Consider the following 14,347-nt stretch of genomic DNA (forward strand, 5'->3'; position numbering starts at 1 on the left):
GCGTTACTTGATCCGGAGCCGAGCTCTGCCAGCGGATCAGGCGCACAAGTCATTTCTGGCAGAGGCGGGGGAACCACAACCGGCAGCGGGGGCTGCCTTGGGGTGAAGTCCGTCAGCAGCAAGCCTCTCCAGTGAAGGATCCTACGGGATACCCCTGTGCCAAAGCTTGCCCGCGCGGACCGGGTCGAACGAACTCTCTGACCCGAATCCGACAGCTAACTCCGCAGGCTTTTCCAGAGAGGAACCGTTCTTGACCATGCAGACCTCCAGGGGACGCCGCCGTGCGGCCGTCCCCGCTTCGGCGCCACGGGCAGCTGAAGCCACCAGCACGGAGCGCCCGCGCGATTTCCACCGCGACGCGCGCCGCCGCAGGGGTCCCTTCCGGCAGATCACCGACTTCGCGTCGGCCAGCGGCATGGGCCAGAAAGCCGGCATCGCCCTGGCTGCCACGGGCCTGGTCCTTACCGTGACCGTCCCGGCCACCAGCCCCGTGCTTGCAACCGACGCACCCGGAGCCACCCCCGTGGCTGCCGCCGCAGTAACCCCGCAGCCCCGGATCTCCGCAGAAGCCGGCGCCCAGCTGGACTTCAGCCGTTCCGCTGTGGTGACCCAGGCCGATCCGGACGGCAAGCTCAAGCAGCTGCTCAGCGCCCAGTCCGCCAGCGCCGTCTCCCGGGCGGCCTCGGCAGGCAGCCTTGCTGCGCCGCTGGCCACGCTCACCACTGCCTCTCCCTTCGGCTACCGCGTCAGCCCCATCACCGGCGGCAACGGCGACTTCCACCGTGGCCAGGACTACGTGGCCCAGTGCGGCACATCCGTGCTTGCTGCTGCAACCGGAACCGTGACATTCGTCGGCTGGCACCAGTACGGCGGTGGAAACCGCGTGGTGATCGACCACGGCAATGGCCTGGAGACCACCTATAACCACCTCTCTTCCTTCACTGTGAAGGAAGGCCAGACGGTGTCCCGCGGCGATGTGGTGGCCCTGAGCGGCACCACGGGCGCTTCCACCGGCTGCCACCTCCACTTCGAGGTCCAGGTCAACGGCGAAGTCGTCGATCCTACCGGCTGGCTCTAGTCAAATGATGGTTCACTACCGGATCGCCGAGATCCGCCGTGACCTGAATGTGACATTGAAACGAAACTGCTGTACCGTCTAACTTGCGTCAAGTTTTCCGAACTTGACGCTCTTGAGTGGATTGCCTAGCTCTGCCACCGCTCAAGGTCCGTTCGCATTTCATCGTCTGGCAGGGGCGGGGGAACCAATTTTGGCCTTCAGCTGTATCGAAGGCCTTGGGGTTAAGTCGCAAAGCTTCCCAGGAAGCAGCGCGGCCGGGTGACTCCCATCCGAATCCGACAGCTCACCTCGCAGGCATTGGGAGAGGCCACCTTCTTGTCTTCACGCCACAATTCTGCGCGCCACCGTGCGCTCACGGTTCGCACCAGCCCTTTGGACAGTGTTTCCAAAGCCGTCAGTGCCAATGCCGGGACAGTAGGTCGCCAGGCGGCAGTATTCGCCGCCGCGTCGGGCCTGATCCTGACCATGGGACTGCCTGCCACAGCTGCTGACACCACTGCCGGAGTGTCCGCTTCCACCGAGTCCGGCACCGCCCAGACCGCGCTGGCAGTCACCGCCGCTCCCACCGCCACCGTTTCCTTCGAACGCACAGTGGTCACAACCATTGCTGCGCCGAAGCCGGAGCCGGTCCGAGTGCAGGCCACCCCCGCAGCCACCGCAACGGCAGCAGCCCCGGCCGCAGCCGGAGCTACGGCCGCGGCAGCAGCGCCGGCAGAGAAGGCCGCGCCCGTTGCGGCTTCGACGTCCGGCATCGCAGCCATCGCCTACACGGGCATCGGCCGTCCCTACGTCTGGGGCGGCACCAGCCCCAATGGCTGGGACTGCTCCGGATTCACCCAGTGGGTCTACGCCCAGGCCGGCATCAGCATTCCCCGCACGAATGCCTGGAACGCCATGACGCCCACGTCCAACCCGCAGCCGGGTGACCTGGTCATGCAGAATGGCGGCGCGCACGTTGGTATCTACGTCGGCAACGGCATGATGATCAGCGCGCTCAACCCCTCCCAGGGCACCCTGCTCCACGCAGTGGCAGCCACGGGCTCCTCCTCGTTCTACACGCTCGGCAAGTAGTTCCTGGGGCTTCGGCCCCGGGAACTTTTTCTTTGCTCGAAACCGCTTCACGCCAATCACCAAATCCCCGTTCTGGACGCGCCGGAATACCCCCAAGATGCCGGCGCGGCCAACGCCCCGGGCCTGCCCACCAGCAGGGCCCGGGACAACGAAAGAGAGAACTGATGACTACTCGTGCAATCGCACGGCATCGCGCCGAGGTCACCAAAACCAACTCGATCACCGTCATTGCCAAGGCTGTCGGCAGCAACGCCGGAGTCTTCGGACGCCAGGCTGCCGTCATCGCCGCAGCTTCCGGCCTGGTCCTCACCAGCGGAATCGCAGCCAACGCTGCAGACGCCAGCACCCAGCGCGAATCAGCGCCGCTGTCCGGGCTGGAAGTTGAATCGACGGTTGACGCCCCCATCTCCGCCGCTTCGACCATCGCCATCACCTTCGAGAAGCCGGCCGTGACCACCACGCCGGCTCCCGTTGTTGAGCCCGAGCCCGAAGTTACCGTCCAGGAAGCCGAGCCCGCAGCGCCCGCCGCCGCAGCCCCTGCTGCGCAGCCTGCTGCGGCACCGAAGGTCACGGCCACCGTTGCCTCGGCTCCCGCTCCGGCGGCTGCACCCGCAGCCCAGGCCCCCGCCAGCGGCAAGGGCGCGGCTATCCTCTCCGCCGCCTACGCCCAGCTGGGTGTGGTCCAGGACTGCACCATGCTGGTCACCAACTCCCTCGCAGCAGTGGGCATCAACTTCCACGACTGGCCTGCAGGCTACCTCTCCCTGGGCCGCACCGTGAGTGCCGCCGAGGCTCAGCCCGGTGACCTGATCTACTACGCCAACGGCGGCTCGGGCATGGCCCACATCGCTGTCTACGCAGGCAACGGCCAGGCAGTTCACGGCGGCTTCAACGGCAACCAGACCATCGTGTTCAGTGCCAACGTGGGCTCCGGCCCCGTGTTTATCCGCGTCAGCTGATTCCAGCGGGTTCCCGGGAACCCCAGGCCCGGCCGGCGTCAACCGCCCAAAGGCCACACTCCGAAGGACCTCCGCACCACGGTGCGGGGGTCCTTCGTGCATCCGCCGCCAGGCCCTGCCATGTGATGCCGCCCCGCAGGGAGCTGCCGCAACGACACGGAACCGGTGAACTCCGGAATTAGTTGATAGCGCGTTTCGTTGTTTACTCTTGTCATGTCGATCCATAGCCCGGACACGCCGGGGGCAGCCGGCCCTCGTGCCCCTGACGGGTGCGGCCGGAGGTACGTGCATGCGCACTCTCGTTCTGAATGCTGGATATGAACCGCTGGCGGTTATCACCTTCCGCCGGGCGCTGGTGCTTGTGCTCACGGGCAAGGCAAGCGTTGTGGCCGAAGGCGACGATCCCGTCGTGGGTCCGCAGGAGATCCTGGGCAGGCCTTCCGTTATCCTGCTGAACCGCTACATCCGTCCCCGGTATAACCAGTCAACAGCGGTAAGCCGCCGGGGGGTGCTGCGCCGGGATGGACATGCCTGCGGTTACTGCGGCAAGGCAGCGCACACCATAGACCACATCCAGCCCAAATCACGCGGCGGAGCCGACTCGTGGGAGAACCTGGTGGCGGCCTGCCTGCGCTGCAACAACGTCAAGGGTGACCACACGCCCGGCGAAATGGGTTGGAAACTGCGGTTTGTGCCTGCCCCGCCCCGCGGCGCCATCTGGCAGATCAAGGAACTCGAAAAGCCGACCCCCGCCTGGGACCCCTTCCTGTTGCCGGAGCGCGCTGCCTGACCGCTGCCACGGCAGCACATACCGGCTGTGCGGGCGGAGCCGTCCGTGGCTAGGCTGGGGGAGTGGACGGTACCCCGGTTGAATTTGATGCTGTAATCCTTGCCGGCGGCAGGTCATCCCGGCTGGGCGGAACCCCCAAACAGGACCTGGTTCTTGGCGCTGCCAGCCTCCTGGACCGTGCCCTCGAAGCAGCCTCCGGCGCGGCCCGCAGGGTGGTGGTGGGGCCGGACCCCGGAACCCTGCCGGACGGTGTGCAGTCCTGCCGGGAGGAGCCGGCCTTTGCCGGGCCGGCAGCTGCCATCGCGGCCGGACTGGACGCCCTGGCCGGGTTGGAAGCCTTGGCCGGACCGCACGCACACGCCCCGGCCGCTTTTGTCCTGGTGCTTGCCTGCGATATGCCGCACGCCGCGGAAGCCGTTCGGGTGCTGTGCGCGGCGCTCCCCGATGCGGCGGACGCGGGAAAGCAGGGGGTGATCGCCCGGGCAGCCGACGGCACCAACCAGCCGCTGGCCGGCCTTTACAGCACAGATGGGCTAAAAAAGGCGGCCGCTGCCTTGGCCGCCGATGGCCGCCTGACGAACGGCTCGGTCCGGTCCCTCCTTGCTAGTCTTGACGTGCAGCCCGTCATTGTCCCGGCCGGCTCCACAGCAGATGTGGATACGTGGGACGACGCCGCCGCACTAGGAATTGCCGCTGAAGGTCAGGAACCACATACGGGCCCTGACGCCCGCGGCCGCAGCTACCTTGGAGGCAGCACGTGAAAAGCCAGGAAGAGACCCTCGAGGAATGGTGCCGGGCACTGTTGCAGGCTTACGAACTTGAGGGCTTCCACGTGGATGTGAACGCCGTCCTCTCGCTCGCCGGCGTAGCAGCGCACTCGGTGGTCCGCCCGGCCGCGCCCCTGACAACGTTTATTGCCGGTTACGCCGCAGGCCTGGCGTCGGCACCCGGCCAGGTCCAGGATCCGGCAGCCATGGACGCCGTCCTGGCCGTGGCCCGGGGGTTGGCCGTCGCCTATGCCGAGGACGCCGCCGGGACAGCCGGCGAATGACCGAAGCCCACCAGGAAACGCAGGAGCCCGAGCAAACGGAGCCGCCAACACGCCTTGCCCACACGTGGGAAGAGGCGCGGCAGGCCGCCTTCGACGCAGCCACACCGATTCCGGCCGGACCGGTGGCGCTGGACCTCGCCCTGGGCAGGCGCCTGGAACAGGACATTGTGGCCTTGCAGGACATGCCGCACTACGCCTCCTCGGCCATGGATGGCTGGGCGGTCAACGGCAGCGGGCCGTGGATCCTGGCGGAGCAAGGCACCCGGCTGGCGCCCCACCAGGCAAGCCCCATCGCCACGGGCGGACTCATCCCGCCCGGAGCCAAGGCAATCCTGCGCACCGAGGCCGCCGTGCTGACCAGCGACGAGGACGGCCTGCCCGTCCTCACCAGCGGCCGTGCGGCCCGGCCCGGCGAACCCCGGAACGGCCAGCACATCCGCAAGGCCGGTGAGGAAGCGCTGACCGGAGACGTCCTGGTGAAGGCCGGTGTGACACTGAACCCCGCGCACATCGCCCTGGCGGCCCTCGCCGGCCACGATACCCTGCAGGTGCAGGGCAAACCGCTGGTCAGGCTGCTCCTGACCGGGGGTGAGGTGGTCCACAACGGCGTGCCCGGACCGGGCAAGGTCCGCGACACTTTCGGCCCGCAACTGTCCGGGGCGGTGGCCATGCTCGGCGGCATGGACGGCGGCCGGCAACGGATCGGCGATGCCTACGACGACTGGCTGGGAGCCCTGGAGGATGACGTTCCGGAGATGGCCGGTGCGGCGGACCTGCCGGCCGACGTCGTGATCACCACCGGCGGAACCGGGCTCTCCGGCACCGACCACCTCCGCAAAGCCGTTGCCGGGCTGGGCGGCCGGCTGCTGATCGACGGCATCGCGATGCGGCCCGGGCACCCGGTGGTGCTCGCCGAACTGCCCGACGGCCGCTTTATCCTGGGGCTGCCCGGCAACCCCCTGGCCGCCATGCTGGCGCTGTCCACCGTGGGCGGGCCGTTGCTGGCTGCGCTGGGGCACGCGCCGCTGCCGCCGGTGCAGGAGGTGCCGTGCGGAACCATGATCGAACCCGAGCCCGGGCGCACCCGGCTGATGCCGTTCCGGCTCGTATATGGGATGGCCTCACCCGCGCAGCACACCGGGCCCGGCATGATGCGCGGCCTCGCCGCCGCCGACGGCGTGCTGGTGGTGCCTCCGCACGGGGTCCAACTGGGCGAACCGGTCCCGGCCTTCGCCCTGCCCTGGGGTCCGGACCTGCCGGCCCCCGCCGACCCGGCCGCCAAGGCCAAAGCCAAACCCAGGACTGCCACCCGGCCAGCCAGGCCGGCGGCAAAACCAGCTGCGGCCGGCCCGGTGGACTGGAGCGCACTCCTTGGTTGAGCGCCGGCCGCCACGTTGGGATGATGGATCGATGAGCAGGACGGAGCAGACATGGGCAGGGTGACACAGCGCCGCAAGGTGCACAGGTATGTCCTGGACGGCTCAGCGGCTGCCCTCGAGTTCCCGGTGCGGCACAAGGAGGACATCCTGGCGGTGGAGGAACCGCTGGAGATCCGGCTGGGCGGCCTGAGCCACTCGGTCACCATGCGCACGCCGGGCGATGATTTTGACCTCGTGGCTGGTTTCCTGGTCTCCGAGGGCATCATCTGGGAGCCCGGACAGCTGCCGTCCCTGCGTTTCTGCGCCGGCGAAGACGAAAACGGTGTCCAGACCTTTAACGTGGTCGAAGCCCAGCTCCGCCCGGACGTCACCGTCCCGGACCACGGACGCCGGTCCTATACCTCCAGCGCCTGCGGAATCTGCGGGACCGACTCGGTGGATGCGGTGACCCGGTCCTCGCACTACAGCCCCGCCGGCGATCAGCTCACCGTGGCCGCGGAAGTCCTGGCGTCCCTGCCGGACCAGCTGAGGAAAGGGCAGACTGTTTTCGAGCGCACCGGCGGTGTGCACGCCGCCGGACTGTTCACCATCGACGGCGACGGCGGCGCCCGGCTGCTGTGCGTCCGGGAGGACGTGGGCCGGCACAACGCCGTGGACAAGGTGGTGGGGTGGGCCCTCCGGGAAGGCCTCCTTCCGCTGCGCGGGACGGTCCTGCAGGTCTCCGGCCGCGCCTCCTTTGAACTGGTCCAGAAAGCGGCCCTGGCCGGTATCCCGGTGCTGTCCGCCGTCAGTGCGCCGTCGTCCCTGGCAGTGGAGCTCGCGGAATCCAGCGGGCTGACCCTGGCCGGCTTCAGCCGGGGCACCAGCTTTAACGTCTATGCCGGGGCCGGCCGCATTGCCCCACCCGGCGCTGCTGTTCAGCCATCCTGAGGGCCCGGGAGCTGCAGCCCGGGCGTACCCGCGGCCCGTGTGCCGGGGTAGCTATCACCGAAGCCACCCGGTAGATTTATCCATCGAATGGACATCTTGGTCCACTTCCCAGCGCTAAAGAGGACCCAGATTGCATGACGACCGCCGGATCACGGAAGTCCGCCTTGAGAGGTTCGTGCGTGAGCGCATCAGCCCCGCCGTATACAGCCGCAGCCTGCCGCTGACGCTGACCAGCTGGGAGGTTCCGGACGAGCCGGTCCCCGCGCTGGAGGCCATGCGCCAGGAATTCCTTCCACAGGAGCACAACGCCGCCTGGGGCAAGCCGTGGGGGACCACCTGGCTGCGCGTGCAGGGCGAGGTCCCCGAAACGTGGGGCACCGGGCCTGGTACCGCCGTCGAGGTGGTGGTTGACCTTGGCTTCACCACCGAGGTGCCGGGGTTCCAGTGCGAGGGCATCGCCTGGCGGGCAGACGGCAGCATCATCAAGGCCATCTCGCCCCGCAACCAGTACATCCCGTTGAAGCTGCTGGGCAGCGGCATGGCGGTGGACTTCTACGTGGAGGCTGCAGCCAACCCCGATGTGGCGCAAGGGTGGACGTTTGCGGCCACTCCTTACGGCGACAAGGCGACGGCCGGAACGGCTCCGCAGTACCGGCTGGGACGCATCGCGATCTCCGAACTGCAGCAGGAGGTCTGGGAGCTGCAGCAAGACATCTTGACCCTGGCGGGCCTGATGGCGCAGCTGCCCCTTGAGCTTCCCCGCCGGCACGAAATCCTCCGCGCCCTGGAACGCATGCTCGATCTGATGGATCCGGACGACATCGCCGGGACTGCCGCCGCCGGACGGGAGGCCCTCGCCGGGGTCCTGGCCCGGCCCGCGTACGGATCCGCGCACCAACTGGTGGCCACCGGGCACGCGCACATCGATTCGGCCTGGCTGTGGCCGGTGCGGGAAACCATCCGCAAGTGTGCCAGGACGTTCTCCAACGTGGTGGCCCTGATGGACGAGGACCCGGACTTTGTGTTTTCGTGCTCCTCCGCCCAGCAGCTTTCCTGGATCAAGGAGTTCTACCCTGAACTTTTCGCCCGCATCCGGGAGAAGGTCCGTACGGGCCAGTTCGTTCCTGTGGGCGGCATGTGGGTGGAGTCGGACACCAACATGCCCGGCGGCGAGGCCATGGCCCGCCAGTTCCTCGAGGGCAAGAGCTTTTTCCTGGCCGAGTTCGGCGTCGAATGCCGGGAGGCCTGGCTGCCCGATTCCTTCGGCTACTCAGCCGCCCTGCCGCAGATCGTCAAAGAAGCAGGCAGCCGCTGGTTTCTGACCCAGAAAATTTCCTGGAACCAGACCAACAAGATGCCGCACCACACGTTCAACTGGGAGGGAATCGACGGCACCCGCCTGTTCACCCACTTCCCGCCGGTGGACACCTATAATTCCGAACTCAGCGGAGCGGACCTGGCCCACGCGGAACGCAATTACCGCGACCACGGCCGCGGCTCAGTCTCGCTGGTGCCGTTCGGCTACGGTGACGGCGGCGGCGGACCCACCCGGGAGATGCTTGCAGCCGCTGCCCGCACCGCTGACCTCGAAGGGTCCCCGAAGGTACGCCTGGGATCCGCGGAGAGCTTCTTCCAGCAGGCCGAGGACGACTACCAGGACCTGCCCGTCTGGGTGGGGGAAATGTACCTTGAACTGCACCGCGGCACCTACACCAGCCAGGCCAACACCAAAAAAGGCAACCGGCGCAGTGAACACCTGCTGCGCGAAGCGGAACTCTGGTGCGCCACCGCAACGGTCCGGACCCATGGCGGCTTCGAGTATCCCGCAGCCGAGCTCAAGCGCCTCTGGCGCCTGGTGCTGCTGCAGCAGTTCCACGACATTCTGCCCGGCAGCTCGATCGCCTGGGTGCACCAGGATGCCGAACGCAACTACGCCGCCGTCGCGGCCGGGCTGGAGGCCGTCATCGCCGCAGCCGCTGCTGCGATGCTGGGCCAGGGCGGCCGGCAGTTCCTGCTGAACGCAGCACCGCACGCCAGGGACGGTGTGCCGGCCCTGGGCGCGGCCGAACGGTCGATCGTGCCCGTGCCGGCGACGGCCCAGGCCCAGGGCGGCAGTTACGTCCTGGATAACGGCGTTATCAGGGCAGAGCTGGACGGGGCGGGGTTACTGGTCTCCCTGGTGGACCATGCCAGCGGCCGTGAGGCCATCGCCCCCGGCCAGCCGGGTAACCTCCTGGAGCTGCACCGGGACACCCCCAATGAATGGGACGCCTGGGACATCGATGAGTTCTACCGCCGCAATGTCACACCGCTGACGGCTGCGGCGTCCGTCCGGGTGTCCACCCACGGGCCGGACGCCGGCGTGGTGGTGGAGCGGCTGGCCGGCACGTCCCCGGTAACGCAGCACATCACCCTTGCCCCGGGCAGCCCCGCGCTGTCCATCACCACCACGGTCGACTGGCAGGAGCGGGAGAAGCTGCTCAAACTCGGCTTCGGCCTGGACGTCCGGGCGGACCGTTCCGCCGCGGAGACGCAGTTCGGTCACGTTTTCCGGCCGACGCACACCAATACGTCCTGGGAAGCAGCGAAGTTTGAAGTCTGCGCCCACCGGTGGATCCACGTTGCCGAACCCGGCTACGGGGTGGCGGTCTCCAATTCGTCCACCTACGGCCACGACGTCACCAGGAACGTCAGGGCCGACGGCGGGACCACCACCACCGTCCGGCTGTCCCTGGTGCGGGCTCCGAAGTTCCCCGATCCCGAAGCGGACCGCGGCCGCCACGAGTTCACCGTCACCATCCGGCCCGGTGCCGCAATCGCCGACGCCGTCCAGGAAGGCTACCGGACCAACCTGGTGCCCCGGCTGGTCAGCGGGGCGGCGCCGGTGGAGCCGCTGGTGGCCGTGAGCAACGACGCTGTGGTGGTCGAAGCCGTGAAGCTTGCCGAGGACGGCTCAGGCGACGTGGTGGTGCGGCTGTACGAGTCGCTGGGCCGGCGCTCCACGGCCAGGATCACGGCAGGCTTCCCCTGCACCACGGTGCAGGCCGTCGATCTGCTGGAACGCCCCGTTGAGGCTCCCGGCGTGGATGCCGGCTCCGACGGCGCCGGCCTCCGGCTGCGTCCCTTCCAGTTGGTGACGCTGCGGTTCGTCCGGCAGCAGATGCCCGCGTCCTGACTTTTTGCCTTGCCGCGCAGCCAACCGGAAGCGCGGCAAGGCAAAACAGCCTTAAACAGGCTGAGTGGGGGCGGTCCCCAACGGCCGCCACCACTCATCCCCCCAATGTGTGCGAAGGCCCCCGGGGCGAACGACGCTAAAGAAATTTATCCCCGTTCAGAAACGCGCTGCGCCCCACCTTCACACATTCATGATTGTTTCACATTCTAATGATTTTGTGAAAGGTCGGGAGATTACTTTTCGGTATATTTCCTGCGTCGGCAGCTTTTTCGCCGGGTCCAGACCTTTGCCGCCCAGATCAGCGCGAGGCCAAGAACGAAGCACAGGATGGCTGTGTAGTTGACCACAAAGGCCACGGCGTCGGAATTCGGCGGCAGGAATGGGAACAGCAGGGACAGCGCAGTGGCGATGGCGCCAAGGCCCAGGAGCGCAGCCGCAAAGCGCACCGGAACGGGCAGCCGGCCCAGGGCCGCCCGGACCATGGCCGGAAGCAGGACCAGGGCAACAAACGCGGGATAGGCCCGTCCTGCCGCCCCGTAGTACTCGGCCAGCATGGCGTGCCGCGCGTCCCTGTCGGAGACTGCCGAGAGGCCCGCCGAGGAACCGGTGGTATCCATCAGCAGGAACACGCCCACCACCGCCACGGAGATGGCCAGCAGGGCCGCCATCCCCACCCGGCCGGTCAAAAGCCGGTAGGCACCATCGGCGCCGAACCCACGGGTGGTCCGTACGCCGATAAAAAACACGGCTCCGAAAATGATGAAGCGCAGCGCCAGGTTGGTGAGGTTGATGCCGCCCAGGGCCGCATCAATCCACACGTACGGTGCTTCGATGCTGAGCAGGATGGCAAGGGTCATCAGCGCAAAGATGGAAAACAGCGACCTGTTTTCCCCCCGGAGGGCGCTGGGGATCCGGGCCAGGGCCACCAGCCCGCACACGGCCAGCGTTGTCCACTGAAGAATATCGATCATCCCAGGTTCTCCCAGATCTTTTCTGCCTGCTCGTGGTCCTGCTCCTGGCGCCGCAGCACCTTGCCGAGGGCCTGCAGCCGCTCGCCCGCCAAAACGGTCAGGTCGGCGTCGGACATGCCCTCCAGTGCTGCCTGCCGCGCCCCGGGTGGCCAGCCGGCCTCCTCCTCCGTAACCAGGCCCGTGGCAACCAGCCCCCCTGCGGGCCCCACCCCGGCCGCCTGTGAAGTGGCCAGGGCCAGCTCTGGTGTCAACCGGTTGGCGGTCAGCTGGGCTGAGTAGTTCTGCGGGGCGATGCCGGTGGCGGCTGAAACGCGGTGCCGCACCTCGCCGTCGTCAATGGCATCAACCCAGTTTTTAACCGAGGTGGCGTGCGGGGCCGGGCTGAGCGCCGGTGGCAGTCCGGCTGCTGCGCCCTCAGGCTCCACCGCGGTCCGCGACAGCACGGCCCGCAGCAGGTCGGGGGTGGAAATCTGGCTGACCAGTTCGCCCCGGGTGGGCAGCCGGGGCGGGCCGGCCAGCTCGCGGTACGCCTCGAAATCCGCGAGGGCCGCGACCGGGCCGATGTTGTAGGCGCGGCTGATGCTGACAAGGGTGCTTTCCGATACCTTGCCCCGGACCAGCTGCTGGGCGAGGGTGGTCCGCTTGATTCCGGAAACCCTGCAGACGTCGGCGGTGCTGGCGTTGGGCGCGATGCCTTGCAGCCAGCGCTGGAACGCCTTGGCGGGGAGTGGCATGGACAGCTCTCTGCAGAACGGACGGTGTACCCATTTTAGCCTGCCGGAATCTTCGGATTTTACGCAGGCCTCCGCTTCGACTATGCTTGAACGTCGAGCCCGCTGGTCCGTACACCCCCCAAGTCCGGACCAGCGGGTTCTTTTATGTCCTGCGGCCGCAATGCCTGAACCGCATGGCTTTTGCCGGCAGCTGCCAGGCAGGAATCCGGTTGCGGATGCGCCGGCGAAAGGACACACGGATGACTGCCACCCTGGTTGCCAAGGATGTTGCCGGCGGGCATGACCACCGCCAACTTTTCGCCAATCTTTCCCTGACCGTTGCCCCGGGAGATGTGGTGGGCGTGGTGGGTGCCAACGGCGCCGGGAAGTCCACCCTGCTGCGGCTCCTCGCCGGTGTGGACAAGCCGCAGGAGGGGACCGTCAGCCTGGCCCCCGCTGACGCCTTTGTGGGCTGGCTTCCCCAGGAACACGAACGGGTGTCCGGCGAAACAGTGGCAGGCTACATCGCGCGCCGGACAGGCTGCGCGCAGGCCACCATCGAGATGGAATCCACTGCCGAGGCCCTGGGTGCCGGCGCGCCCGGCGCCGACGATGACTACGCGCGCGCCTTCGACCGCTGGATGGCATCCGGTGCCGCGGACCTCGACGACCGCATTCCAGGGGTCCTGGCCGACCTTGGACTGACCGCTGGTGCTGACTCGGCCATGACCGGGCTGTCCGGCGGCCAGGCCGCACGGGTGGCGCTCGCCGCCCTGTTGCTGAGCCGCTTCGACGTCGTCCTTCTGGACGAGCCCACCAACGACCTGGACCTCGCAGGCCTGGCCAAGCTTGAGGCCTTCGTGACCGGCCTGCGCGGCGGAGTGGTCCTGGTCAGCCACGACCGCGAATTCCTGGCCCGCTGCGTCACCACCGTCGTGGAACTGGATCTGGCCCAGAACTCCGTGGCCGTCTACGACGGCGGCTACGACGCCTTCCTGGAGGAACGCGCGGTGGCCAAGCGCCACGCCCGCGAAAAGTACGAGGAATTCGCTGCCACCAAGGCCGATCTGGTGTCCCGGGCCCGGACCCAGCGCGAATGGAGCTCCCAAGGCGTCCGGAACGCCATGAAAAAGAGCCCCGACAACGACAAGATCCGCCGTGCGGCCAGCGTGGAGTCCTCGGAGAAGCAGGCCCAGAAGGTGCGGCAGATGGAATCCCGGATCGCCCGGCTGGACACCGTGGAGGAGCCGCGCAAGGAATGGCAGCTGCAGTTCACCATCGGCCAGGCCCCCCGGTCCAGCGCCGTTGTGGCGACCCTCCGCGACGCCGTGGTCCGGCAGGGCAGCTTCACCCTGGGGCCCGTGAACCTCCAGCTCAACGCGGGGGAGCGGATCGGCATCACCGGACCCAACGGGGCCGGCAAGTCCACGCTCCTGCGCCTGCTCCTTGGCAGTATCGAACCGGACTCCGGCAACGCAGCCATGGGCGCCTCGGTGGCCGTGGGCGAAATTGACCAGGCCCGCGGCCTGCTGGCCGGGCACCTGCCCCTGGCAGACGCCGTCGAATCCGTCCTGGTGGACCTGACCGCCGCGGAGGTCCGCACCCTGCTGGCCAAGTTCGGGCTGAAGGCGGACCACACGGCACGTCCCGTGGACTCCCTCTCGCCCGGCGAACGGACCCGGGCGGCCCTGGCCCTGCTCCAGGCGCGCGGGGTGAACCTGCTGGTCCTGGACGAACCCACCAACCACCTTGACCTGCCGGCCATCGAGCAGCTCGAAGATGCCCTGGACAGCTACGACGGCGCCCTGCTGCTGGTGACGCACGACAGGCGGCTGCTGGAGAACGTCCGGTTGGATGTACGTTGGGACGTGGACAGCGGCAAGGTTACCGAGCAGCACACCGGCAGCAGTTCCTGAAACTGAAGCACCCCGGGGGAACCACCACCAATCTAGGCGCGGAGCAGCAACCATGAGCATGGAACGGGTAGCCTGGGGCTCCCTTTACAACATCACCCGGGCCAAGAGCGGTTCCCAGCCGTTCTCCAAGGCAACCCTGAAGCGGGTCCTCGCGTTTGCCCGGCCCTACCGCGGCAAGCTGCTGGCCTTTGTGCTGCTGTCCGTGGCCATGGCCTTCCTGGCCGTCGCCACCCCCGTCCTGGCAGGGCAGGTGGTGGACACCATCGTGGCCAAGGCCGGCATTGACGAGGTCATCCGGCTGGCCGTGCTGATCG

The 14,347-nt window shown here is 68.0% G+C and carries 12 protein-coding genes, 1 pseudogene and 2 riboswitches; of the genes and pseudogenes, 11 read left to right on the top strand and 2 right to left on the bottom strand.

Annotation, left to right across the window (positions count from 1 at the left end; all coding sequences use genetic code 11):
* The first annotated feature begins 37 nt into the window (after positions 1-37).
* Positions 38-246, top strand: a riboswitch (cyclic di-AMP (ydaO/yuaA leader).
* Between the two features lie 10 nt (positions 247-256).
* The 9 genes from ACU18_RS14445 to ACU18_RS14485 all read left to right on the top strand — a co-directional run bounded on the left by ACU18_RS14445 (position 257) and on the right by ACU18_RS14485 (position 10,433).
* Entirely contained in the window at positions 257-1,078 is an 822-nt protein-coding gene (locus ACU18_RS14445; protein ID WP_050686650.1) for a M23 family metallopeptidase, read from the top strand.
* 136 nt (positions 1,079-1,214) lie between these two features.
* Positions 1,215-1,389: riboswitch (cyclic di-AMP (ydaO/yuaA leader) on the top strand.
* A gap of 61 nt (positions 1,390-1,450) precedes the next feature.
* The gene (locus ACU18_RS14450) at positions 1,451-2,149 is read left to right on the top strand and encodes a C40 family peptidase (protein WP_050686626.1); all 699 of its coding nucleotides are present in this window, start codon (positions 1,451-1,453) and stop codon (positions 2,147-2,149) included.
* Between the two features lie 164 nt (positions 2,150-2,313).
* The gene (locus tag ACU18_RS14455) at positions 2,314-3,108 is read left to right on the top strand and encodes an NlpC/P60 family protein (protein WP_050686628.1); all 795 of its coding nucleotides are present in this window, start codon (positions 2,314-2,316) and stop codon (positions 3,106-3,108) included.
* Between the two features lie 289 nt (positions 3,109-3,397).
* Positions 3,398-3,898 carry an HNH endonuclease gene (locus ACU18_RS14460; protein WP_050686630.1) on the top strand — a complete coding sequence of 167 codons (501 nt, stop codon included), beginning with the start codon at positions 3,398-3,400 and terminating at the stop codon, positions 3,896-3,898.
* A gap of 62 nt (positions 3,899-3,960) precedes the next feature.
* The gene (mobA, locus tag ACU18_RS14465; RefSeq protein ID WP_050686632.1) at positions 3,961-4,659 is read left to right on the top strand and encodes a molybdenum cofactor guanylyltransferase; all 699 of its coding nucleotides are present in this window, start codon (positions 3,961-3,963) and stop codon (positions 4,657-4,659) included.
* The gene (locus ACU18_RS20270; RefSeq protein ID WP_050686634.1) at positions 4,656-4,949 is read left to right on the top strand and encodes a DUF6457 domain-containing protein; all 294 of its coding nucleotides are present in this window, start codon (positions 4,656-4,658) and stop codon (positions 4,947-4,949) included. The genes mobA and ACU18_RS20270 overlap by 4 nt, the downstream gene beginning before the upstream one ends.
* On the top strand, positions 4,946-6,328 hold the full coding sequence (locus ACU18_RS14475; RefSeq protein WP_050686636.1) for a molybdopterin molybdotransferase MoeA: 1,383 nt from the start codon (positions 4,946-4,948) through the stop codon (positions 6,326-6,328). The genes ACU18_RS20270 and ACU18_RS14475 overlap by 4 nt, the downstream gene beginning before the upstream one ends.
* A 51-nt stretch (positions 6,329-6,379) precedes the next feature.
* Complete coding sequence (gene fdhD / locus ACU18_RS14480; RefSeq protein WP_050686637.1) at positions 6,380-7,258, top strand: formate dehydrogenase accessory sulfurtransferase FdhD; 879 nt, start codon at positions 6,380-6,382, stop codon at positions 7,256-7,258.
* Positions 7,259-7,388: 130 nt separating this feature from the next.
* On the top strand, positions 7,389-10,433 hold the full coding sequence (locus ACU18_RS14485) for an alpha-mannosidase (RefSeq protein ID WP_050686638.1): 3,045 nt from the start codon (positions 7,389-7,391) through the stop codon (positions 10,431-10,433).
* A gap of 233 nt (positions 10,434-10,666) precedes the next feature.
* Here the strand turns inward: ACU18_RS14485 and ACU18_RS14490 are convergent, their stop codons facing one another.
* A complete protein-coding gene (locus ACU18_RS14490; protein WP_050686640.1) occupies positions 10,667-11,404 on the bottom strand; it encodes a hypothetical protein in 738 nt (245 codons plus the stop codon).
* The gene (locus tag ACU18_RS14495; RefSeq protein WP_050686642.1) at positions 11,401-12,138 is read right to left on the bottom strand and encodes a hypothetical protein; all 738 of its coding nucleotides are present in this window, start codon (positions 12,136-12,138) and stop codon (positions 11,401-11,403) included. Before ACU18_RS14495 ends, ACU18_RS14490 begins: the two co-directional genes overlap by 4 nt.
* Before the next feature lie 239 nt (positions 12,139-12,377).
* On the opposite strand from ACU18_RS14495, the gene ACU18_RS14500 reads away from it, so the two are divergent.
* Together ACU18_RS14500 and ACU18_RS14505 are read left to right on the top strand one after the other, a co-directional pair.
* A complete protein-coding gene (locus ACU18_RS14500) occupies positions 12,378-14,033 on the top strand; it encodes an ABC-F family ATP-binding cassette domain-containing protein (RefSeq protein WP_050686643.1) in 1,656 nt (551 codons plus the stop codon).
* Between the two features lie 52 nt (positions 14,034-14,085).
* Positions 14,086-14,347 (top strand): annotated as a pseudogene (locus tag ACU18_RS14505) (ABC transporter ATP-binding protein); the annotation flags it as partial.

It is taken from the genome of Arthrobacter sp. ZBG10, from assembly GCF_001238605.1.
In the GTDB taxonomy this organism is placed as follows: Bacteria; Actinomycetota; Actinomycetes; order Actinomycetales; family Micrococcaceae; genus Arthrobacter.

Excerpts from the sequence above, each read along its gene's own strand:
- fdhD (WP_050686637.1), top strand. The coding sequence starts at position 6,380 with ATGGGCAGGGTGACACAGCGCCGCAAGGTGCACAGGTATGTCCTGGAC.
- ACU18_RS14455 (WP_050686628.1), top strand. The coding sequence starts at position 2,314 with ATGACTACTCGTGCAATCGCACGGCATCGCGCCGAGGTCACCAAAACC.
- ACU18_RS14460 (WP_050686630.1), top strand. The coding sequence starts at position 3,398 with ATGCGCACTCTCGTTCTGAATGCTGGATATGAACCGCTGGCGGTTATC.
- ACU18_RS14495 (WP_050686642.1), bottom strand. The coding sequence starts at position 12,138 with ATGCCACTCCCCGCCAAGGCGTTCCAGCGCTGGCTGCAAGGCATCGCG.
- ACU18_RS14500 (WP_050686643.1), top strand. The coding sequence starts at position 12,378 with ATGACTGCCACCCTGGTTGCCAAGGATGTTGCCGGCGGGCATGACCAC.
- ACU18_RS14475 (WP_050686636.1), top strand. The coding sequence starts at position 4,946 with ATGACCGAAGCCCACCAGGAAACGCAGGAGCCCGAGCAAACGGAGCCG.
- ACU18_RS14445 (WP_050686650.1), top strand. The coding sequence starts at position 257 with ATGCAGACCTCCAGGGGACGCCGCCGTGCGGCCGTCCCCGCTTCGGCG.
- ACU18_RS14490 (WP_050686640.1), bottom strand. The coding sequence starts at position 11,404 with ATGATCGATATTCTTCAGTGGACAACGCTGGCCGTGTGCGGGCTGGTG.